A 21,422-nucleotide genomic window follows, 5' to 3' on the forward strand; every position below is an offset into this window, starting at 1 on the left:
TGAGCACGGCAAGATCCGACTTCGGATCGCGTCCCACCAACTCCACCACGGAACTGTGGCCGTCGCTGAAGAGGACATCAATGGTGCCAGCCGTTGCCGCAGCGGCAATAACGTGGTTATTGGTCAGGATGCATACTTCCTTCCTGACCATCACGGCACTGCCGACGCCGGGCAGCGTCGCCACTGCGGATGGAAACGGTGACGACGCCGGGCAGCACACCTTGGGCGACTTCCGTGGCATCACAGCTGCCCGCGGCAAAGGAAGCCGGGCGCACCAAAAGAGAGGTGATCCACCCGCCAGCCAGTCCTGCCACCAGGGCCAGCACCGCTGCACCGGAAATGATGGACGAGAGCGACAATCGCCGGAGCCAGGGGGTGCTTTGAGCAGGGCGCACGGAATACTCCGATTAGGACAAGTGCCAAGGCGATGGAAACCTCATGCTGCGGCACCCTGCAACAAAAAAATCGTCTAGATGGCGCAGCCGTCCGGGCCGCAGGCTTCTGCGGAATCTGCTCCGTTGGCATTGACCATGGTGAGAGGGTTCGCTTCCAGCCACGCCTGCTCCAGTGCCTGCGCGAACACATCGGCCGGCTGGGCGCCGGAGATGCCGTATTTCCTGTCTAGAACGAAGAACGGAACGCCCGTCACGCCGAGGGCGCGGGCTTCGGCAAAGTCATGCCGGACATCAGCTGCGTACTTGTCGGTATCCAGGGCCTCGTTAATATCGACGGCGGACAGCCCCGCTTGGGTGCCGATGCTCACCAGCTCATCGCGGTTGCCAATGTCAGCCCCGTGCTCAAAGTGAGCCGAGAGCAGGGCTTCCTTGACGGCGTCGGACGTGCCGTGTGCCGCTGCCAGATGGATCAGCTGGTGGGCGTTGAAGCTGTTGGCGACCACCACGCCGTCGAACTTGTAGTGCAGGCCCTCACCCTCGGCGGCCTCCTTGACATGACCCAGCATGCCCATGAGCTGTGCGCGGTCCATGCCCTTGCGCTCAACGAGGTAGTCGAGCTCGGTGCCGTCGTAGTGCTCGGGGAGGGTGGGGTCCAGTTGGTAGCTGCGCCACTGTACCTCCACGGAATCCTTGTGCGGGAAAGCGTTCAATGCGGTTTCAAAGCGGCGCTTGCCAATGAAGCACCAGGGGCAGGCCACGTCGGACCAGATTTCAATCTTCATACTGGCGGAAACAGGTGCGGTGCCGCCGATATTCCGCCCAGTATTCCAAGGGGCAAAAATCGAGACGGGAGTAGCGGGCAATGTTGTTTGAGGAACATCGCCAACTGCTCCCGCCTCGATGTGGGGTGGAGCTGAAATCAGGTGGAGCTGAAGCAAAAACGGTTGTAGTGGCTGGCTGCCGGGGCCCGACGGTCGGGCCGGCAGTGGCGGCGTGTCCGGCAAGCCAGCCAAAATTGTGGTGGCTAAGCCGTTGCCATGGCCAGTTCCCGGACCCGTGCGGGCTCCGGGGTCGGATGCAGATAGTCGGCGTAGGCCGAGAGGGTCAAAAAGGCCGGAAACTCTTCGCCGAGGGCGACGTCGCTGAAGATGTCCAAGGCGTCGTCAAACCTGTCCCCATCAAATCGCGGCAACCTGTCGAACTCCTCACCCAGCAGCTCCAGAACCCAGTCGAAGCTGATCAGCTCGCCGGTGTCGGTGATGGCCTGGCTGTGGATCCACTGCCAGATCTGTGAGCGGGAGATTTCCGCGGTGGCGGCATCCTCCATGAGGTTGTTCAGGGCGACGGCGCCGTGGCCGCGCAGCCAGGACTCGATGTACTGGATACCCACCCAGAGATTGTCCCGGATACCCTGCTCGGTAATGGTGCCCTTGGTACCGGCAACGTCCAGCAGGGCCCGACCGTCCAGCTCCACGTCCTCGCGGAGACGGTCGAGTTGGTTCGGATTCCAGCCGAGAGCCTCGTCAAAGACGTCCATGGCGACCGGAACCAGATCGGGGTGCGCAACCCAGGAACCATCGAAGCCGTCGTCAGCCTCACGGGACTTGTCAACGCGGACCGCCTCCAACGCGATGGCGTTGGCTTCGGGATCGCGACGGTTGGGCACGAAGTTGGACATGCCACCAATGGCCATGGCGCCGCGGCGGTGGCACGCACGGACCAACTGCTCGGTGTAGGCGCGCATGAACGGAGCCGTCATGGTGATCTGGTTCCGGTCAGGGAGCAAGAAGCGCGGGCCGCGGGTGCGGAAGTTCTTGATGACGGAGAACAGGTAGTCCCAGCGGCCGGCGTTCAGGCCGGCGCCGTGGTCGCGCAGTTCGTAGAGGATCTCCTCCATTTCAAATGCTGCCGTGATGGTCTCAATCAGCACCGTGGCCCGGATGGTGCCCTGCGGTATACCCAATAGGTCCTGGGCCTGGATGAAGATGTCATTCCACAGGCGCGCCTCCAAATGGTTCTCAATCTTCGGCAGGTAAAAGTACGGCCCCTTGCCCTGGGCGATCAGCCGGTGGGCGTTGTGGAAGAAGTACAAGCCGAAGTCCACGATGCCGCCGGCCATCTGCTTGCCGTTGATGAGCAGGTGCTTTTCCGGCAGGTGCCAGCCGCGGGGGCGGACAATGATGGTGGGCATGTGTTCGGGAGCGTCGAGGCGGTATTCCCTGCCCTCGGGCGAAACGAAGTCGATGCGTCGTTCCAGTGCATCAATGAGGTTCAGCTGGCCGCGGATCACGTTGCCCCACGTCGGCGTGGAGGAGTCCTCCATGTCCGCCAGCCATACCTTCGCCCCGGAATTCAAGGCGTTGATGGTCATTTTCCGGTCCACCGGACCGGTGATTTCCACCCGGCGGTCCTCCATTCCCGGAGCCGGGGGAGCGACGCGCCAGTGCGGGTCATCCCGGATGTGTGCGGTTTCGCGTAGGTAGTGCGGATCGATGCCGCTGGAGATCCGGCTGCGGCGGGTGCGCCGTGCTGCCAGCAGTTCAGCACGTCGCGCTGTCGTGCTGCGATTTAGGGCTGCAATGAAATCCAGTGCCTCAGGGGTCAGGATTTCGCCTTGGCGGTGGATGGGTGGAGCTGTCAGGGTGATGCCGTTGAACGTGATTCCGTTCAGGCTGTTCGTTGAATTCATGGGAGTGTCTCCTGTGCAAAAGTGCCGGCGGCCGGGGATCTCAACGTGCTTGATGACCCGGCGCGGCCGCCGGCAAAGATTTAGTGGAACTGCTCGGCTTCTGTGGAGCCTGCCAATGCGAGGGTGCCGCTGTTGGGGTTCAGTGCTGTCGCCACCGCGTCGAAGTAGCCTGTGCCCACTTCGCGTTGGTGTTTGGTTGCGGTGTATCCGCGGGATTCGGAGCCAAATTCGCGCTCCTGCAGTTCGACGTAGGAGCTCATGCCGTTGCGGGCGTAACCATGGGCAAGATCAAACATCGAGTGGTTCAGGGAGTGGAAGCCTGCCAGCGTGATGAACTGGAAGGTGTATCCCATGGCGCCAAGCTCACGTTGGAACTTGGCGATCGTTGCGTCATCCAGGTGCTTTTTCCAGTTGAACGACGGCGAGCAGTTGTAGGCGAGCATCTGGTCGGGGAACTCGGCCTTCACTGCTTCGGCAAACTTTTTGGCGTGTTCCAGGTTGGGTGTGCCGGTCTCCATCCAGATCAGATCCGAACACGGTGCGTAGGCCAGGGCCCGGGCAATGGAGGGCTCAATGCCGTTGCGGACCTTGTAGAAACCGTCCTCGGTGCGCTCTCCCGTCAGGAACTGCTGGTCGCGTTCGTCGACGTCGGAGGTGATCAAGGTGGCTGCCTCGGCGTCCGTGCGGGCAATGATGACGGAAGGGACACCGGCGACGTCGGCCGCAAGCCTTGCCGCGTTCAGCGTGCGGACATGTGACTTGGTGGGGATCAGGACCTTCCCGCCCAGGTGGCCGCACTTCTTTTCGCTGGCCAGCTGGTCTTCCCAGTGGACGCCGGATGCGCCGGAGATGATCATGGACTTCATCAGCTCGTACGCGTTCAAGGGGCCACCAAAGCCGGCCTCGGCGTCGGCCACGATCGGCACCAGCCAATCCTCAACGCTCTGGATCCCTTCGGAGGATTCGATCTGGTCCGCCCGCAGGAGTGCGTTGTTGATGCGGCGGACCACCTTGGGCACCGAGTCCACGGGGTACAGGGACTGGTCCGGGTAGGTGTTGCCGTTGGAGTTGGCATCGGCGGCAACCTGCCAGCCGGAGAGGTAGATGGCCTTCAAGCCGGCCTTGACCTGCTGGACAGCCTGGTTGCCGGTCAATGCGCCCAGGGCGTTGGTGTAGCCGCCCGGCTCGGCATTGCGGAGCTGGTCCCAGAGCTTTTCCGAACCACGGCGGGCTAGCGTGTGTTCCTCGTGCACCCTGCCCTGGAGCTTCACGACATCTTCGCCCGAGTAGCTGCGCTCAATGCCGTTCCAACGTGGGTTGGCGGCCCATTCGAGTTCGAGAGCGGCGGCAGCCTGTGCGTTGTTCTGCTCCGGCGTCGTTGCGGGTTCAAATGCTGCAGTCATGGTCTCGCTCCTTGTTGTAGGCGATCTCCACACTTCTTCGCTGAAGCCTCATCGTTGAGAGTGGAGATCTAAAGTCCTTCTTTGTGATTTCTACTATTCAGTGGTTATCCAGAGTCTTCTAGGGGTAAGCACTGGAAAGATTTGCACTTCTTCGCGTATGGTCAAGAAATGACTAATACGGGCTGGAATGTGAACGACGCGAAGGCTTCGGGTGGCAAAGTGGCCGGGACACCCGATGAACTGGACATCATTTCGCTGGGCCGGCGTGTGCGGCACCTGCGCAAAGGCTTGGGCATGACCCTTGACGATCTCAGCGAGAAGGTGGGTGCCGCACCCTCCCAGCTTTCGCTGATTGAAAACGGTAAACGTGAGCCCAAGCTGACGCTTCTGCAGCACCTGTCGGGGGCACTCGGTGTCGGGCTTGAACAACTGCTGGGAGCAGAGCCGCCCAGCCGACGGGCTGCGCTGGAAATAGAGCTGGAAAGGGCGCAGCGCGGACCTCTTTACCAGTCGCTGGGGCTGCCCACCGTGCGCGTCAGTTCGCGGCTTTCCATGGAAATCCTGGAGTCGCTGGTGGGGTTGCAGCATGAGCTGGAGCGGCGGCTGGATGAGCAGTCGGCCACCCCCGAGGAGGCCCGCCGCGCCAATAACGAACTGCGCCAGGAAATGCGCGAACGCAACAACTACTACCCGGAGATTGAGCGCCAGGCCCAGGACCTGCTCAAGGCGGTGGGGCATGACCACGGGCCGCTGTCCCACCACGTGGCTGCCGACGTGGCCGAGCACCTTGGTTTTGACCTGCACTACGTGGGGGATTTGCCGCATTCAACGCGTTCGGTGACGGATTTGAAGAATCGCCGAATTTATCTCACGCACGGCCAGCGCTCGGACCACGACCCCCGATCGGTGCTGCTGCAGGCGCTGGGACACTACGTTCTGGGGCATGAGACGCCCCGGAACTACGCCGAGTTTTTACGCCAGCGCGTTTACACGAACTACTTCGCCGCATCGCTGCTGATGCCGGAGCGGGCCACCGTGGACTTCCTCAAGGAGGCAAAGGCGGCCAAGGAACTGGCCATCGAGGACATCCGCGATGCTTTCGCCGTCTCCTACGAAACGGCCGCCCACCGCTTCACGAACCTGGCCACGGAGCATTTGGGCATCACCACGCACTTTCAAAAGGTGCACGAGTCCGGGATCTTCCACAAGGCCTACGAGAACGACGGCGTGAACTTCCCCGCCGACCACACCGGCGCCATTGAGGGGCAGTCCGCCTGCCGGTACTGGACCTCACGTGCCGTGTTTGATGTGCCGGACAAGTTCAGGGCGTTCAACCAGTACACGGACACGGTGGTGGGGACGTTCTGGTGCACGGCACGGACGGAGCGGCATTCTTCGGGCGAGTATTCCTTGAGCATCGGCGTGCCCTACGAGCACGTGAAGTGGTTCCGCGGGCGGGAAACCACTGAGCGCTCGCAGTCCAAGTGCCCGGATCCAAGCTGCTGCCGCAGGCCCCCAACTGAGCTTTCCGCGCAGTGGGCCGGCCAGGCGTGGCCCTCCACACGGGCCAACTCGCATCTACTGGCAGCCATGCCGCAAGGTGCCTTCCCCGGTGTGGACGAGACCGAGGTGTACCGCTTTCTCGCCGCGCACGAAGGGCGTTGAGCTGAAGCGGGAAACCGGAGAAAAGGATTCGCGCGGCCATGTCGTAAAGTCAACGCATGGAAGATCTCAAATGGACCACCACCGCCCCTGCCAAAGTCGCCTGGGCGGCGATGCCCTTCGCTCCGGGCCTCTACAAGTGCTACCTGACCGGTGCTATGCCCAAGAACGTGAATTGGCCAGCAGAATTGACGCCGCTGAAACGCGGTGACTTGATGTACGTGGGAAAAGCCACGAACTTGAAAAGCCGTGCCAAGCACCACGGCGTGCAAACATCAAAGTCCACGTTTCGCCGTTCCCTGGCAGCGCTGTTGGGGCTTCAGGCGCAGTGGCATGGCAGGTCCGCCCACCCGCGGCTGACCGACACTGACGAAGAACTACTCAGCGCCTGGATGGTGAAGAACCTTGGTATGTCGTTTTGCCTCGTGCAGGACGCGGAACTCCTCGAGGGCCTCGAGGACGCCATGCGCTCCGAACTCTGCCCGCCGCTGAACCGCGACGGCCGCACTCCCGAGCAGTTGCACGTATCGGCGGTTGCCGCCGCCGCACACGGCAACGCCCTGCGTGACAAGGGCTGAGCCAAAAGGGTGTAGTTGGCGCCTGCCAACCCTTGACCGCCGGCACATTCGGCAGCATGCTGACAGCAAGCATGTACCGCCGGGCAGACGGGACAAACGGAAGAGGCCTCCATGGTTCAGGACAGCACGCCCCCAACAGTGCATCCAGCCCAAATCTCGGCTCGGCACCCAGCCCAGCGGTTCCTCGGCAAGACCGCCATCATTACCGGTGCCAGCCGGGGGATCGGGCTGGCCATCGCACAGCGCCTGACGGCGGAGGGTGCCCGTGTCATGATCACCGCCCGGCATCAGGACCAGCTGGATGAGGCGCTCGCCTCCCTGGGTGGTAATGCCCTTGCCATGGCCGGCCGTGCGGACGACCCGGACCACCGCGCGGAGGTGCTGGCCGCCGTCGAACATGAATTTGGCGGGCTGGATGTGCTGGTCAACAACGCCGGTATCAACCCCGTGTACGGGCCGCTGGAAACCGCGGATTTGGACGCTGCCCGCAAGATCTTCGAGGTCAATATCCTGGGGACCCTCGGCTGGACGCAGGCCGTGCTGGCGCATCGCGGATTGGGGTTCCGGGCAAGGCGCGGGAATGTGGTGAACGTGTCATCCATCAGCGGCGACGTGCCCGCCCCGGGCCTGGGCTTGTACGGGATCAGCAAGGCCGCCGTCTCCCACCTCACCCGCTCGCTGTCCGTGGAACTGGCGCCGGACATCCGGGTCAACGCGGTGGCGCCGGCAGTGGTCAAGACTGTTTTCGCCGGCGCGTTGTACGAGGGCCGCGAGGAGGCAGTGGCCGTCACGTATCCGCTGGGGCGCCTTGGCGTGCCCGACGACGTGGCCTCCGCCGTAGCCTTCCTCGCCTCCTCCGACGCCTCCTGGGTGACGGGGCAGGTGCTCACGCTCGACGGCGGGCTGCTCAACGCCGGCTTTCCGGCCTGAGCGGCCCGCCGGAAACCTTCACTTTCGAGCAAGGAGCATTACGTGACCACCACCCCACCACCCGCAGGCCCACCACCCCCCGCCAGCGCCCCGGCCGGTCTGTACCCGGACGCAGTGGAGGACCTCCGCCGCCGCACCCGGGACTTCATCCGTGCAACCGTGATCCCAGCCGAACCGCGGCCGGGCCAAGCACTGGACCTGGGCGTCCGGCGCGAGTTGTTTGCAGCGGCACGGGAGGCGGGCGTGTTTGCCCCGCACGTGCCGGTGGAGTTTGGTGGGCAGGGGCTCGCGGTTGAACACTGGTCGCCGGTGTTTCAGGAGGCTGGCTATTCACCGATCGGCCCGGCGGTACTCAACGCCATGGCACCGGATGAAGGCAACATGCACATGCTGAACCTGATTGGCACGCCGGAGCAAAAGCAGCAGTTCCTGGCCCCCTTGGCCGCCGGGGACATCAGTTCCTGCTTTGCCATGTCGGAGCCGCATCCTGGGGCGGGCTCTGACCCGTCAGCGCTGGCCACCACGGCCGTCCGCGACGGAACCGGCTGGCGCATCACCGGACACAAGCGGTTCACCAGCGGTGCCACGCTTGCCAACTTTGCCATTGTCATGGCCCGCACCGGGCCATCCGGTCCGGGCAGGCCTGACGCCGCCACCATGTTCCTGGTGCCGATGGACACCCTCGGTGTGCGGATCGGCGCACCCATTCACACCATGGACAAGTACCTGCCCGGCGGGCATCCGCATGTGCACTTCGAGGACGTTCACGTCCCCGATTCCGCCGTACTGGGAGAAGCGGGGCTGGCCTTCAAATACGCCCAAGTGCGGCTGGGCCCTGCCCGGCTGACCCACTGCATGCGCTGGCTGGGGCTGGCCCGCCGCTCCATGGACATCATGCTGGACCGCGCCAACACCCGGGAGATGTTCGGCGCGCACCTCTCGCAGCTGGGCATCGCCCAGGAGTTGATCGCCCAGTCAGTCATTGACGTGGAAACCTCTGACGCCGTCATTGCCAAGTGTGCTGCGTTGCTCGCCGTTGACCCGAAGGCCGGGGCTGCGCTGTCCTCCGTGGCCAAGGTGCACTGCTCCGAGGCCGTGTACCGGGTGATCGACAGAGCCGTGCAACTGTGCGGCGGCGACGGCGTCTCCGACGGGCTGCCGCTGATCCAATACCTGAACGAGGTGCGCCCGTTCCGGATCTACGACGGCTCCACCGAAACCCACAAATGGGCCATTGCGCGCCGGGCCGCATCGGGGCGCCGCCGCGCCGTCGACTCCGGTGAACCGTTCCTGGGCACGGCCCGCATCCACGAAGGAGAACCCTGATGGGCAGAATGCAGGATGTGGCCATGACGCAGGCCGAGGCGGAACGAATGGACACGCCGCCGCTGCTGGTGGTGGAGTGCGTGGAGGAATTCCTGGACGCCGCGGACATCGGGACCGGTCCGCTGCGCTGGAACCGCATTGGCGAGGGAGCCTCGAACGTGACCTTTCGGATCGAGAGGAGCGGGGCCGACGTCGTGCTTCGCCGAGGTCCGCGGCCGCCGCTGCCCAAATCCACCCATGACATGGTGCGCGAGGCCCACATCCAGCAGGTGCTGTCGCCGCAGGGCATCCCAGTGCCGCAGATCCTGGCGGTGTGCGCCGACACCAAGGTGCTGGGCGTGCCGTTTTATGTCATGACGTTTCTGGATGGGGACGTCATCACGGACGCGGTTCCCGCACACCTGGACACTCCCGGGCAGCGTCGCGCGACCAGCGAGGCCGTGGTGGACATGCTGGTGCGGCTGCATCGGGTGGACACCGGCCACAGCGATATTGCGGTGATCGGGCACGCAGAGGGGTACCTGCAGCGGCAAGTAGCGCGCTTTGCCGGGCTGTGGGACATGGGCGCCACCAGGGACCTGCCGCAAGTGCTGGAACTGGCGCAGTGGCTGGAGGCGAACCGGCCGGACACCCAGCGGGCGGCATTGATCCACGGTGATTACCGGGTGGGCAACCTGATGTTCCACCGCGAGGGCCCGGCGCAGGTGCAGGCGGTGCTGGATTGGGAAATGGCCACCCTCGGCGATCCACTCGCGGACCTGGGCTACCTCACGGCCACCTACGCGCAAGCGGGAACGCCCGGCACCATCATGGAGCTGACCGGGGTGACGGCACTTCCTGGCTATCTCTCGCGGGAGGAACTGGCGCAGCGGTATAACGAGTCCTTTGGGATGGATCTGTCCGCACTGCCCTGGTATCAGGGGCTGGCGTTGTGGAAAGCGGCAATTTTCACCGAGGCGATCTACTCCCGGTGGAAGCAGGGGGAAAGGGACGACGGCGATCCTAGGCTGGGTGCCTTGCTGGAGCAGGGCGTGCCGCGGCTTCTGGAAGCTGCGGCGGACTGCGCGCAGCGGCTGTAGTTCGCGGTTTTTGGGGCTGGATTTGATGCTTTTTTGAAGGCTGCCTGGGTGGCCGGAGGAATCAAAGGTTGCGTGATCTGCCACACACAATTATGCTTAATGTGCGCTATTAGAACGCTGTGTTCAAATAGCGAACATTTTGAGGATGGTGGTGAATGAGCCGCCCCAGTGCAACGAGGAGAACCCTGTGCAATTCCACCACCACGGATACGTTTCCGGTGACCCACGCATTCACGAGGCAGCAGGGACCGGCATCGACCGTCCTGAAGAGCTGCCCGAGGAAGTTGATGTTCTGATCGTCGGCTCCGGTCCGGCAGGGATGCTCACCGCAGCCCAGCTGTCCCAATTCCCCGACATCACCACGCGGATCGTGGAGCGCCGCGGAGGCCGGCTGGAAATTGGCCAGGCAGACGGCATTCAAGCCCGCAGTGTGGAAACGTTCCAGGCCTTTGGCTTTGCCGAGCGGGTCATCGCCGAGGCCTACCACATCACCGAGATGGCGTTCTGGCGCCCGGACACGAAGGATGCCACGCGCATTGTGCGAGGCGGCCGCGCCGTCGACGACGCAACCGGGATCAGCGAATTCCCGCACCTGATCGTGAACCAGGCCCGCGTGCTTGACTACTTTGCCGAAGTTGCGGAAAACTCACCCACCCGCCTGACTCCCGACTACGGCTGGGACTTCCAAACGCTTGAGGTCGCCGATGAGGGCGAATACCCCGTCAAAGTCACACTCGTCCGCAGTGCCGGTCCGGACGAAGGCGCCGTTCGAGTGGTGCATGCCAAGTACGTCGTCGGCTGCGACGGGGCCCGCAGCAAGGTCCGCGCGTCGATCGGCGCCACCATGGCGGGGGACAAGTCCAACCACGCATGGGGCGTCATGGATATTCTGGCCACCACGGACTTCCCGGATATCCGGACCAAGTGCGCCATCCAGTCTCACACCGGCGGTAGCATCCTGCTGATCCCGCGCGAGGGAGGCTACCTGTTCCGCATGTACGTGGACCTCGGGGTTGTTCCAGAGGATGACAACGGTGCCGTGCGCAATACCAGCATGGATGAGATCATCTCCAAGGCCAACGAAATCCTCCATCCGTACACGCTGGACGTGCGCCATGTTGCGTGGAACAGCGTGTACGAGGTGGGACACCGCCTAACAGACCGCTTTGACGACGTCCGCCTGGAAGACCTCGGGACGCGCACCCCACGTGTCTTCATCACCGGCGACGGTTGCCACACACACAGTGCCAAGGCCGGTCAGGGCATGAACGTCTCCATGCAGGACGGCTTCAACCTCGGGTGGAAACTTGCCCACGTCCTCGAAGGACGCAGCCCTGAGACCCTACTGTCCACGTACTCTGCCGAGCGCCAGGTGGTGGCCAAGAACCTCATCGACTTCGACAAGGAATGGTCAACGCTGATGGCCAAGAAGCCTGAAGAGTTTGAAAACCCGGAGGAGTTGGAGGACTACTACGTGCGCACTGCCGAATTCCCGGCAGGGTTCATGACCGAATACGCGCCGTCGCTGATTACCGGCGAAGCCGTGCACCAGGAACTGGCCGCCGGGTTCCCGATGGGTAAGCGCTTCAAATCCGCACTGGCCTCACGCATCTGTGATGCGAACCCGATCCACCTTGGCCACCACGCCACGGCTGACGGCCGTTGGCGGATCTACGTCTTTGCCGATCCGGCTCTGCCCGGAACAGGCTCGCCGACCGACGCCCTCGCAGAATGGCTCTCCACGGCACCGGATTCACCCCTTGCGGCAACACCGGCAGGGCTCGACGCCGATGCCTGGTTCGATGTGAAGGTCATCTACCAGCACAAGCACGAAGACCTCGACATCAATGCTGTGCCCGCAGCGTTTAAGCCGCTCGTGGGACCGTTCAAGCTCACCGACTACGAGAAGGCCTACGGGATCATCCCCGGCAACGACATCTTTGATGTGCGCGGGATCGAGCGCACCGGTGCCGTCGTCGTCGTGCGTCCGGACCAGTACGTGGCCAACATCCTGCCGTTGACGGCCACCGACGAGCTGGGCAAGTTCTTTGCACAGATCCACTCGGGTGAGCGCGTCGAGCAGGGCAGTGTCTAGTTAGGGCACTGTCCAGCTAGGACAAGCGACAGTAAAGGGGAGGCCCCGCAGTGATCTCACTGCGCGGCCTCCCTTTTTTGTGGATGGGGGTATGACCTGGCTTAACCCAGGTCCACAACCTCAAATTCGAGCAGGTCCATGCCGCTGGCAACGGGTGCCTGGGCGGCGTGGTCGTGACCGGCCCGGTTGGCGCGCCAGTTCTCGAAGTCTTCGCGGGTGGCCCACTGCGTGTAGACGAAGTAGCGCTCCTCCCCGGCGACGGGGCGCAGCAGCTTGAAACCCTCGAAACCCGGGGAGCCGTCCACCGAGTGCTTGCGCGCCGCGAAGCGCGTTTCCAGTTCGGATCCGGCCTCGACGGGAACCTTGAGGGCGTTAATGACAACGATGGACACTTTTGCTCCTTCCGGGCCCGGATTCACCGGACCGCTTGTCCTTCCACGCTACCGCAAGCAGGCCCCCGGCATACATGCCGGGGGCCTGCTTTAAAAGACTCTTACATCACTGTTTTTGAACCGGGGGTTGGCCTACGCGTAGGGGTCTGCGATGCCGATGTACTGCGTGGTGGTGTATTCCGCGATGCCCTCGGAGCCGCCCTCACGGCCCAGTCCGGACTGCTTGACGCCGCCAAACGGTGCGGCCGCGTTGGAGATCATGCCGGAGTTGAAGCCCACCATGCCGAATTCCAACTGTTCGCTGACGCGCAGCAGGCGGGAGAAATCCTTCGTGTACAGGTAGGACGCCAAGCCGTATTGCGTGGAGTTGGCGAGCTGGATGGCGTCGTCCTCATCGGTGAACGTCGTGACGGGTGCCACCGGGCCGAAGATCTCCTGTTGCAGGATTGCCGCGTCGTTGGCGACGTTGCCCAAGACAGTTGGCTGGTAGAAGTATCCGTCTCCCTCGACGACGTCGCCTCCAGCTAGGACGGTGGCACCTTCGGCGACGGCGGCGGTGACCAGTGCGTGGATGTTGGCGCGCGCCTTTTCCTCAACGATGGGTCCGACGTCGGTCCCTGCCTCGGTGCCGCGGCCCACCGTCAGCGCCCCGATGCGGGCGGCAAGCTTGGCGGTGAATGCGGTGGCCACTGATTCGTGGACCAGGAAGCGGTTGGCGGCCGTGCAGGCCTCACCCATGTTGCGCATCTTCGCCGCCATGGCACCCTCGACGGCGGCATCCAGATCGGCGTCCTCGAACACCAGGAACGGGGCGTTGCCGCCCAACTCCATGGATGTGCGCAGCACGTTCTCAGTGGCTGCGGCCATGAGCTGCTTGCCCACACTGGTGGACCCGGTAAAGGAGAGTTTGCGCAGGCGTGGGTCTGCCAACAGCGGCCCGGAGATGGAGGAGGCGCTGGAACCGGCGACGACGTTCAGCACGCCGGCGGGCAGGCCTGCCTCCTGCATCACGGCGGCAAAAAGCTGGGACGTCAGCGGCGTCAGCTTGGCCGGCTTGAGTACCATGGTGCAGCCTGCGGCCAGCGCCGGGCCCACTTTGCGGGTGGCCATGGCCAGGGGGAAGTTCCACGGTGTGATCAGCAGGCACGGGCCCACCGGCTTCTTCGCCACGAGGATCTTGTTCTTGCCCTCGGGCGTGGTGACGAAGCGGCCGTAGTCGCGCACCGCCTCCTCGGAGTTCCAGCGCAGGAACTCTGCGCCGTAGGCGACTTCCCCGCGGGCCTCGGCCAGCGGCTTGCCCATTTCCAGCGTCATCAACAGTGCAAAATCCTCGGCGCGCTCCGTGATCAGTTCAAAGGCCTTGCGCAGGATCTCGGCCCGCACGCGCGGCGCGGTCCTGGCCCAGGAGGCCTGGGCTGCGCAGGCAGCGTCAAGGGCGGCCATGGCGTCCTCGCCGTTTGCGTCCGCTATGGACGCCAGGACCTTGCCGGTGGCGGGATCGTGGACGTCTAGCGTCTTCCCACTGGCAGCGTTGCGCCATTCGCCGTTGATGAGCAGCCCGGTGGGGACGGAGGCGAGCAGCTCCGCTTGGCGGCTTGCTGTGATGGTCATGTCGGTGCTCCTTGAAAAGTGTGTTGGAGGGATGGGAGGAGCCGGGGTCAGTAGCTTGTGGTCGGGCCGGCGTCTGCGGCGGGGACGTATTTGCCGGCCAGGGCTTCGCTGCCGCGGGCGAGCAGTGCGACGTCGGCGCCGGTGAGGATGAAATCCACCCCGGCGTCCAAATAACGGCGCGCGGTGGCTTCGGCAAAGGCGTTCACGCCAACCGGCTTGCCAACCGCCTTGGCCAGTGTGATGCAGTGTTCGACGGCGGCCACCACGTCGGGGTGTTCCTGCTGCCCCAGCACCCCCATCGAAGCTGCGAGGTCGGACGGACCGATGAATACGGCGTCGATCCCGTCCACGGCCATGATCGAGTCGATGTTCTCCACGGCTTGGGTGGACTCGATCTGGACGATGACGGTGATGGTGTCCGTTGCCTGGGCCAGATAGTCCGGGACGCGGTTCCACCGTGCCGAACGGGCCAGCGCCGAACCCACCCCACGTACACCTTGCGGCGGGTAGCGGGTGGCGGCGACCGCAGCCCGGGCGTCGTCGGCCGTGTGGACCATGGGGATCAACAGGGACTGCGCGCCCAGGTCCAGGTACTGCTTGATGATCACGGTGTCATTGACGGGCGGGCGCACCACGGCCGTGACCGGATAACTGCTGACCGCCTGCAGCTGGGCCAGGATGCCCTCAAGCCCGTTGGGGCTGTGTTCGGCGTCAACCAACAGCCAGTCAAGCCCGGCACCGGCACAAATTTCCGCCATGAGCGGGCTGCCGGAACACACCCACATTCCCGCCAGCGGCCGGCCGGCCGATGCCAGGGCGTCCTTGAAGGATGGGGCAAGGCTCACTCGAAGCGGCATGTGATGGTCCCCAGCTTTCCGTAGTCGGCAAAAACGGTGTCCCCGGCATTGACCCACATGGGCCGCGTGAAGGAGCCGGCGAGGATGAGTTCCCCGGCCTTGAGCCCGTCCCCGTGCGGGGCGATCTTGTTGGCCAGCCACGACACGCCCTGGGCGGGGTGGTTTAGTACGCCCGCCGCGACGCCCGTCTCCTCGACAGCCTGGTTCTTGTACAGGATGGCGGCCACCCAGCGCAGGTCCACGTCGTCGGGCCGTACCGGGATGCCGCCCACCACCATGGCGCCCATGGCGGCGTTGTCGCTGATGGTGTCCACGATGGTCCGGCCCTCCATCTCGATCCGGGAATCCAGGATCTCCAGGGCTGGCACCACGTATTCGGTGGCGCGCAGTACGTCAAAGATGGTGGCGTTGGGCCCCTTCACGTCCTCCTTGAGCAGGAACGCCAGCTCCACCTCGATGCGCGGGTGTGAATACTGCGACCATTCCACGGTGCAGCCATTCTCCAGGATCATGTCCTTGAAAATGACCCCGTAGTCCGGTTCGGTGATGCCGGTGGCGTACTGCATGGCCTTGGACGTCAGGCCGATCTTGTGCCCGCCCAGCACCCGCCCGGCAGCTTCTCCGCGTTCACGCCACAACCGCTGGACACGGTAGGAATCCTCCACCGTCATGTCCGGGTAGCGCTGTGTCAGTCGAGGCACCGGGACCCGGCTCCTACCGGCCTCCACAAGTTCGTCGGCAATGCCGGCAATAGTTGCGTCATCGAGCATGGTGTATCTCCTAGCGTTTGAAGGGCTGAACCCGAGTGTCGTGAGTCGATCGACGGGAGCCGGGTGAGGCCATTTTGCCCGCGGAATCTATCGGGCGTCCGCGGTGGGCCCCCGGAAGCGAGGAGCCCACCGCGAGCTTGCGAGCGTTGGGAGCTTCCGGGGACGGGCGGCGGGTAAATGCCTCACCCGGCGAAGTCGATCACCGCGCGAAAGCTCGTGGTCAGAGCTGGGTGCCCAACTTGAACCCGCGATCCTCGCCCGGCTCGCGGGTGTAGGAGAAGCCGTCGGCGCCGACGGTGACTGCCATTTCGGAGGTGTCGGTGCGCTTGATGACCGGCTGCGGGTTGCCGTCGAGGTCCAGGACCAGGGAAGCTTCGGTGTACCAGGACGGGACCACGGCGTTGCCCCACCAGTCGCGGCGCTGGTTGTCGTGGACGTCCCACGTGATGGTGGGGTTGTCCGGGTCGCCGGTGTAGTAGTCCTGGGTGTAGATTTCCACGCGGTGGTCGTCCGGGTCCAGGATGTACAGGTAGAACGCGTTGGAGACGCCGTGGCGGCCGGGGCCGCGTTCGATCCGGTCGGAGATGCGCAGCGCGCCCATCTTGTCGCAGATCTGGATGATGTTGTGCTTCTCATGCGTGGCGAAGGCAACGTGGTGCATGCGGGGTCCGTCGCCGCCGGTCAGGGCCGTGTCATGGACGGTCTGCTTGCGGTGCATCCAGGCGGCGTAGGTGACGCCGTCGGAGTCCTTGATGTCCTCGGAGACGCGGAAGCCCAGGTCTTCGAGGTACTTGCGGCCGCGGGGCACATCGGGGGTGACCTGGTTGAAGTGGTCCAGGCGGACCAGCTCGCCGGCGGAGTAGAGGTCATAGCGCTGGGTGAGACGCTCCACGTGTTCGGTCTCGTAGAAGAACTCGTAGGGGAAGCCCAGCGGATCCTCGACACGGACGGAGTCGCCAATGCCCTTCGTGAAGCCTTCCTTGCGGCGCTCCGTGCGGCAGCCCATCTCCTTGTAGTAGGTTTCGGCGGCGTCTACCTCGGCGGGGGACTTCACCCGGTAGGCGAAGGCGGCGACGGCGGCAATGGGGCCCTTGCGCAACACCAGGTTGTGGTGGATGAACTCCTCCAGGGAGCGCAGGTAGATGGTGTTCTCGTCTTCTTCAGTCACGTGCAGGCCGAGCACGTCCACATAGAACTCACGGGACTTGGACAGGTCGGTGACGACGATCTCCATGTAGGCACAGCGGACAATATCCGGTGCCGGGGAGGTGGGGGTGGGAATAAAGTTGGTCATGATGTACTCCTCGTTGAGTGGTGTGCTTTGTGGGAGATGCTTGGTGGCGGATGCCTAGTTACTGGCGGAGGCGCCGAATTTTGGTGTGTGGACGGCACCGAGAGTGATGTGCACGGCCTGCTGGTCGGTGTAGAAGTCGATCGAGCGGAAGCCGCCCTCGTGGCCCAGACCGGACGCCTTGACGCCGCCGAACGGGGTACGCAGGTCACGCACGTTGTGGCTGTTCAGCCACACCATGCCAGCCTCGACGTTCTGGGCGAAGTTGTGGGCGCGGGTCAGGTTCTGCGTCCAGATGTAGGCGGCAAGACCGTACTTGACGCCATTGGCCAACTCCAAGGCCTCTTCGTCGGTGTCGAAGGGGGTGATGGCGACGACCGGGCCGAAGATCTCCTCCTGGAAGATGCGCGCTTCGGGCTTTACATCGGCGAAGACGGTGGGGGCCACGTAGTTGCCGTGGTCCAGTCCCTCGGGACGACCGCCGCCGGCCAGCAGGCGGCCCTCGGACTTGCCAATATCAACGAAGGACATGACCTTGTTGTAGTGCTCGGGGTGGACCAGGGCGCCCACCTCGGTCTTGGGGTCGTGCGGGTCCCCGACCACGATGTTCTTGGCGCGTGCGGCGTACTTTTCGCAGAATTCGTCATAGATGGGGCGCTCAACCAGGATGCGTGAGCCAGCCGTGCAGCGCTCGCCGTTGAGGGAGAAGACACCGAACAGTGCGGAGTCGATCGCGGCGTCGAAGTCGGCGTCGGCAAACACCACGCAAGGGCTCTTGCCGCCCAGTTCCATGGACAGGCCCTTCAGGTTCGTGGCGGCGTTGCGGAAGATCGTCTGGCCGGTGGTGGTTTCGCCGGTGAAGGAGATCAGTGGGACGTCGGGGTGCTTGACCAGTGCGTCTCCTGCTTCCTCACCGAGTCCGTTGACCAGGTTGAAGACGCCCTGGGGCAGCCCGGCTTCCTCGAAGATTCCGGCCCACAGTGAGGCGGAGAGCGGGGTGAACTCGGCCGGCTTGAGCACCACGGTGCAACCGGAGGCCAGTGAGGGGGCCAGCTTCCAGGACTCGAGCATGAACGGCGTGTTCCAGGGGGTGATGAGCCCGGCGACGCCGATGGGCTTGCGGTTCACATAGTTGATTTGTGAGCCGGGGACCTTCATGGCGTCGTCGAACTGGGCCACGATCAAGTCGGCGAAGAAGCGGAAGTTCTCCGCGGCGCGCATCGCCTGGCCACGAGCCTGGGTGATGGGCAGGCCCGAGTCAAAGCTCTCCAGCTCGGCCAAGCGCGCTTCCTGGGCTTCGACGGCGTCGGCGATCTTGTTCAGGATGCGTGAGCGCTCGCGCGGCTTCATGCGCGGCCACGGCCCGTCATTGAAGGCCCTGGTTGCGGCGGCCACTGCCAGCTCGATGTCTTCCTTCTGGCCAGCGGCGGCGGTGGCGTAGTTGGTGTTTGAGACAGGGTTCAGGACGTCAAACGTTGCACCGTTGACGGAGTCGACGAACTTTCCGTCAATGTAGTGCTGGATGCGGGTGGGAAGGTTTTCCGGTACGTAGTGATCAGCCATTGAGTTGGTCCTTTTCTTCAGTGCTGGGTTGGGTGGTTGGTTCGCGCCAGGTAGGCGTCAAGAGTGGCGGTGCGGTGGGCGCGGGCGGCGTGTTCGACGTCGTCGGGCCCGGCACCGCTTTCGATCAGGGCAAGCAGTGCCTCATGTTCGGCTACCGACTGCTGTGCGCGGCCGGGGACGTAGGTGAACGTGGAGGAACGCAGCGCCTGCAAACGGTTCCAACCGCGGTGGACAAGGTCCAGGATGTGCGGGTTGGGGCAGTTCTCAAACAGGATGCTGTGGAAATCCAGATTCAGCGACGTGAACAGAACCGGGTCGAAGTCGGCCAGGCATTCGCGCATTTTTGTGTTGACTGCGCGGGCCCGGGCAATGTCGGTTTCCGTGATCATGGGAGCGGAAAGTGCCGTGGCGGCGCCTTCCACAATGCTCAGGGTCTGCATGGTGTACAGGTATTCCGTAGGGTCTATCCCGGCCACCGTGGCACCGATGTTGCGTTCAAACGTGATGTAGCTTTCTGCTTCCAGGCGGCGGATGGCTTCGCGGACCGGGACCACGGAGAATCCCAGATCGCTGGCGATCTTGGCGAGCACCAGCCGGTAGCCGGGGGTGTATTTCCCCGCCAGGATCTTGTCCTTGATGGCCGCGTAGGCCTGCTCGGATTTGCTGCCGGCAGGGGTGCCGGCTGACTGGGTGATCATGGCTACACGGCCGGGTTGGGATGGGTGAGCGCCCACTCGGTGAATTTTGCCCGCCAGTCGGCATTCATTGGGTACAGGCCCTCGACGCTGTTGCCTTCGGCGACCATTTGCGCGATGAACGTTTCCTCGTGTTCCTGGGCGATGGAGTCGTCCGCCACTTCCTCCGCCAACGACGGCGGGATCACCAGCACCCCGTCCGAGTCACCGACAATGATGTCGCCAGGCTGGACCGTGGCGCCGCCGCAGGAGATGGTCAGGTCGGTGTCCCACGGGATGTGCTTGCGGCCCAAAACGGCGGGGTGTGCACCGGTGAAGAACGTGGGCATGTCCAGTGCTGCCACCGCGTCAACGTCGCGGACGCCGCCGTCGGTCACGATGGCCACGGCTCCGTTGATCTGTGCACGCAGGGCCAGGATGTCCCCGACGGTGCCCGTGCCGGGCTCGCCGCGGGCTTCCATGACGAGCACGTCGCCGTCGTTCAAGTTGTTGATGATGCGTTTCTGGGCGTTGTAGCCGCCGCCGTGTGACTTGAACAAGTCCTCACGGTTGGGTACGTAGCGCAAGGTGCGGGCGGTTCCGGCGATGCGCATTTCGGGGCGGGTCGACTTCAACCCGTCGATGCTGACGTTGTTCAGCCCGCGCTTGCGCAGTTGTGCGCTGAGTGTGGCGGTGCCGACGCTTGTCAGCTTGCGCTTGAGCTCGGCGCTGAGACCCTGCGGTGCCAGGCCGGCTGCTTCGGGGGAGCCCCAGGCATCCACGCGATCGGCATCGGTGGTCTTGGGGCTGTTGCCGAAGTCTGCCATCTCGACGGTGCCCTGGGTGACGGTGGTGCTCAAGCGTCCTGTGGACAGCCCGGCGTCGGGGGCGTCCACCTCGACCTCAATCACGTCGCCGGGGCCGGCCACGGAGGATCCCGCGGGGGTGCCGGTGAGAATCACATCGCCGGGCTCCAGCGTCATGAGCTGGGACAGGTCCGCCACGATCTGGCTGAAGGAGAAGATCAATCCTGCGGTGGTGTCATCCTGGACAGGTTCGCCATTGACCCAGGTGCGCACGCGAAGGGCGGCCGGATTGACGTCTGCTGCAGGGATGAGTGCGGGGCCGAACGGGGTGAACCCGTCACCGGATTTGGAACGGACGTTGGAGCCCTTGTCCGCGTACTTGAGGTCGTAAACGCCAAGATCGTTGCTGGCCGTGATGTGGCTGACGTGGGACCAGGCGTCTTCGAGGCTGACGCGGCGTGCCGCGGTGCCGATGACGAGGGCGATTTCACCCTCGTAGGCGAGCAGTTCGCAGCCTGCCGGGCGCTCGATGTGTGAACCGCTGAGGCTCAGTGATGAGGACGCCTTCAGGAAGTAGGACGGTTTGGCGGGTGTGCGCCCGCGCTGGTCGGCCCGCGACTGGTAGGCGAGGTGGACGGCGATGACCTTGCCGGCCTGCTTGAGCGTGTCTGCGGTGACTTGTTCCACGAAACTCTCCTGGGATCGGTTGCGGGCCGATCTATCCGGCCCTCATATCAAGTACGATATCGTATACGATTACCTTAGTCGTGTTATCCCCGTCACGTCAAGGGGTAGGGAGGAACTATTTTGCAGGGGTTTCTCTGGTGGGTGGGATCTCTTGCCGGTACGCTACTTATGCCCTGGGCTTCCGAGATGGGGAGCAATCGCGGCAGTCACAGATTTTATGCAGTCTTTGCATTTGCCACGGCGGCCGTTTTGTTCACGTTGCCAGCATGCTCGGCGTGGACGGCAAATCTGGCGTGCCGGATCTTATGTGCATCAGTACCGCAGGCAGCGGAGCCGACGCTACCCAATGGAGCGATGGTGGCACGACGGAAGGCCTCTACTTCCAAAAGATGGAACTCATCATGAAAGCAGGAGCCGCCTTCACACTCGGCGTCCCTCAAGAAATACGCGGGACCATGAAGATCGGCTGGTCCAATTCTGGATCGACGCTTGCCAATGAACTGGTCAATCCTGGTTGCACCTCCAACCGAAGCCAATACAGACCGGCTCGTCTACCCCGGCGGGTTCTGGCTCAAAGAACCCGGAGGCATTCCTCCCGCTATAACGAAAGATCA

General features: G+C 63.9%; 18 protein-coding genes. 6 read left to right on the plus strand and 12 right to left on the minus strand.

The annotated features are described in order from the left end of the window. From Q4P21_RS00930 to aceA, 4 genes are all read right to left on the minus strand, one after another. Positions 1-184 (minus strand): trypsin-like peptidase domain-containing protein (locus Q4P21_RS00930; protein ID WP_303386993.1); only part of this gene is annotated, 184 nt, incomplete at its 3' end. Positions 185-469: 285 nt separating this feature from the next. Continuing rightward, on the minus strand, positions 470-1,177 hold the full coding sequence (locus Q4P21_RS00935) for a DsbA family oxidoreductase (RefSeq protein WP_303386994.1): 708 nt from the start codon (positions 1,175-1,177) through the stop codon (positions 470-472). A 242-nt stretch (positions 1,178-1,419) separates the two neighbouring features. Beyond that, positions 1,420-3,084 (minus strand): malate synthase A, encoded by a 1,665-nt coding sequence (gene aceB / locus Q4P21_RS00940; RefSeq protein ID WP_303386995.1) that lies wholly within the window; start codon positions 3,082-3,084, stop codon positions 1,420-1,422. 80 nt (positions 3,085-3,164) lie between these two features. Beyond that, positions 3,165-4,487: an isocitrate lyase gene (gene aceA / locus Q4P21_RS00945; RefSeq protein ID WP_303386996.1), complete on the minus strand. Its 1,323-nt coding sequence runs from the start codon at positions 4,485-4,487 to the stop codon at positions 3,165-3,167. Between the two features lie 141 nt (positions 4,488-4,628). Between aceA and Q4P21_RS00950 the strand changes: the two genes are divergently transcribed. The 6 genes from Q4P21_RS00950 (at position 4,629) to Q4P21_RS00975 (ending at position 12,157) form a co-directional block, all read left to right on the plus strand. Further along, positions 4,629-6,152, plus strand: a complete 1,524-nt coding sequence (locus Q4P21_RS00950) for a helix-turn-helix domain-containing protein (protein WP_303386997.1) — start codon at positions 4,629-4,631, stop codon at positions 6,150-6,152. A gap of 56 nt (positions 6,153-6,208) precedes the next feature. Next, a complete protein-coding gene (locus tag Q4P21_RS00955; RefSeq protein ID WP_303386998.1) occupies positions 6,209-6,727 on the plus strand; it encodes a GIY-YIG nuclease family protein in 519 nt (172 codons plus the stop codon). 111 nt (positions 6,728-6,838) lie between these two features. Beyond that, on the plus strand, positions 6,839-7,657 hold the full coding sequence (locus Q4P21_RS00960) for an SDR family oxidoreductase (protein WP_303386999.1): 819 nt from the start codon (positions 6,839-6,841) through the stop codon (positions 7,655-7,657). A 42-nt stretch (positions 7,658-7,699) separates the two neighbouring features. Then, complete coding sequence (locus Q4P21_RS00965) at positions 7,700-8,983, plus strand: acyl-CoA dehydrogenase family protein (protein ID WP_303387000.1); 1,284 nt, start codon at positions 7,700-7,702, stop codon at positions 8,981-8,983. Then, the gene (locus tag Q4P21_RS00970; RefSeq protein WP_303387001.1) at positions 8,983-10,062 is read left to right on the plus strand and encodes a phosphotransferase family protein; all 1,080 of its coding nucleotides are present in this window, start codon (positions 8,983-8,985) and stop codon (positions 10,060-10,062) included. Before Q4P21_RS00965 ends, Q4P21_RS00970 begins: the two co-directional genes overlap by 1 nt. Before the next feature lie 187 nt (positions 10,063-10,249). Next, on the plus strand, positions 10,250-12,157 hold the full coding sequence (locus Q4P21_RS00975) for an FAD-binding monooxygenase (RefSeq protein ID WP_303387027.1): 1,908 nt from the start codon (positions 10,250-10,252) through the stop codon (positions 12,155-12,157). A 101-nt stretch (positions 12,158-12,258) separates the two neighbouring features. On the opposite strand, the gene Q4P21_RS00980 is transcribed toward Q4P21_RS00975, so the two are convergent. The 8 genes from Q4P21_RS00980 to Q4P21_RS01015 all read right to left on the minus strand — a co-directional run bounded on the left by Q4P21_RS00980 (position 12,259) and on the right by Q4P21_RS01015 (position 20,808). Beyond that, positions 12,259-12,549, minus strand: a complete 291-nt coding sequence (locus Q4P21_RS00980) for an antibiotic biosynthesis monooxygenase (RefSeq protein WP_303387002.1) — start codon at positions 12,547-12,549, stop codon at positions 12,259-12,261. Positions 12,550-12,681: 132 nt separating this feature from the next. After that, positions 12,682-14,160 (minus strand): NAD-dependent succinate-semialdehyde dehydrogenase, encoded by a 1,479-nt coding sequence (locus tag Q4P21_RS00985; RefSeq protein WP_303387003.1) that lies wholly within the window; start codon positions 14,158-14,160, stop codon positions 12,682-12,684. A gap of 47 nt (positions 14,161-14,207) precedes the next feature. After that, positions 14,208-15,017 (minus strand): HpcH/HpaI aldolase/citrate lyase family protein, encoded by an 810-nt coding sequence (locus tag Q4P21_RS00990; RefSeq protein WP_303387004.1) that lies wholly within the window; start codon positions 15,015-15,017, stop codon positions 14,208-14,210. Then, positions 15,002-15,787, minus strand: coding sequence for a 2-oxo-hept-4-ene-1,7-dioate hydratase (hpaH, locus tag Q4P21_RS00995; protein ID WP_303387005.1), 786 nt, complete (start codon positions 15,785-15,787; stop codon positions 15,002-15,004). Before hpaH ends, Q4P21_RS00990 begins: the two co-directional genes overlap by 16 nt. Positions 15,788-16,007: 220 nt before the next feature. Further along, entirely contained in the window at positions 16,008-17,081 is a 1,074-nt protein-coding gene (gene hpaD / locus Q4P21_RS01000; protein WP_303387006.1) for a 3,4-dihydroxyphenylacetate 2,3-dioxygenase, read from the minus strand. A 54-nt stretch (positions 17,082-17,135) separates the two neighbouring features. Next, positions 17,136-18,641, minus strand: coding sequence for a 5-carboxymethyl-2-hydroxymuconate semialdehyde dehydrogenase (gene hpaE, locus Q4P21_RS01005; RefSeq protein ID WP_207344688.1), 1,506 nt, complete (start codon positions 18,639-18,641; stop codon positions 17,136-17,138). A 17-nt stretch (positions 18,642-18,658) separates the two neighbouring features. Beyond that, the gene (locus Q4P21_RS01010; RefSeq protein WP_303387007.1) at positions 18,659-19,339 is read right to left on the minus strand and encodes a GntR family transcriptional regulator; all 681 of its coding nucleotides are present in this window, start codon (positions 19,337-19,339) and stop codon (positions 18,659-18,661) included. 2 nt (positions 19,340-19,341) lie between these two features. Then, complete coding sequence (locus Q4P21_RS01015) at positions 19,342-20,808, minus strand: fumarylacetoacetate hydrolase family protein (protein WP_303387008.1); 1,467 nt, start codon at positions 20,806-20,808, stop codon at positions 19,342-19,344. Positions 20,809-21,422: the final 614 nt, after the last annotated feature.

The organism is Arthrobacter sp., from assembly GCF_030540645.1.
Classification (GTDB): domain Bacteria; phylum Actinomycetota; class Actinomycetes; order Actinomycetales; family Micrococcaceae; genus Specibacter.

Bases quoted from the DNA above. Each gene is read 5' to 3' on its own strand.
- Q4P21_RS00935 (WP_303386994.1), bottom strand. From the start codon at position 1,177: ATGAAGATTGAAATCTGGTCCGACGTGGCCTGCCCCTGGTGCTTCATT.
- aceB (WP_303386995.1), bottom strand. From the start codon at position 3,084: ATGAATTCAACGAACAGCCTGAACGGAATCACGTTCAACGGCATCACC.
- aceA (WP_303386996.1), bottom strand. From the start codon at position 4,487: ATGACTGCAGCATTTGAACCCGCAACGACGCCGGAGCAGAACAACGCA.
- Q4P21_RS00955 (WP_303386998.1), top strand. From the start codon at position 6,209: ATGGAAGATCTCAAATGGACCACCACCGCCCCTGCCAAAGTCGCCTGG.
- Q4P21_RS00960 (WP_303386999.1), top strand. From the start codon at position 6,839: ATGGTTCAGGACAGCACGCCCCCAACAGTGCATCCAGCCCAAATCTCG.
- Q4P21_RS00970 (WP_303387001.1), top strand. From the start codon at position 8,983: ATGGGCAGAATGCAGGATGTGGCCATGACGCAGGCCGAGGCGGAACGA.
- Q4P21_RS00985 (WP_303387003.1), bottom strand. From the start codon at position 14,160: ATGACCATCACAGCAAGCCGCCAAGCGGAGCTGCTCGCCTCCGTCCCC.
- Q4P21_RS00990 (WP_303387004.1), bottom strand. From the start codon at position 15,017: ATGCCGCTTCGAGTGAGCCTTGCCCCATCCTTCAAGGACGCCCTGGCA.
- hpaH (WP_303387005.1), bottom strand. From the start codon at position 15,787: ATGCTCGATGACGCAACTATTGCCGGCATTGCCGACGAACTTGTGGAG.
- hpaD (WP_303387006.1), bottom strand. From the start codon at position 17,081: ATGACCAACTTTATTCCCACCCCCACCTCCCCGGCACCGGATATTGTC.
- hpaE (WP_207344688.1), bottom strand. From the start codon at position 18,641: ATGGCTGATCACTACGTACCGGAAAACCTTCCCACCCGCATCCAGCAC.
- Q4P21_RS01010 (WP_303387007.1), bottom strand. From the start codon at position 19,339: ATGATCACCCAGTCAGCCGGCACCCCTGCCGGCAGCAAATCCGAGCAG.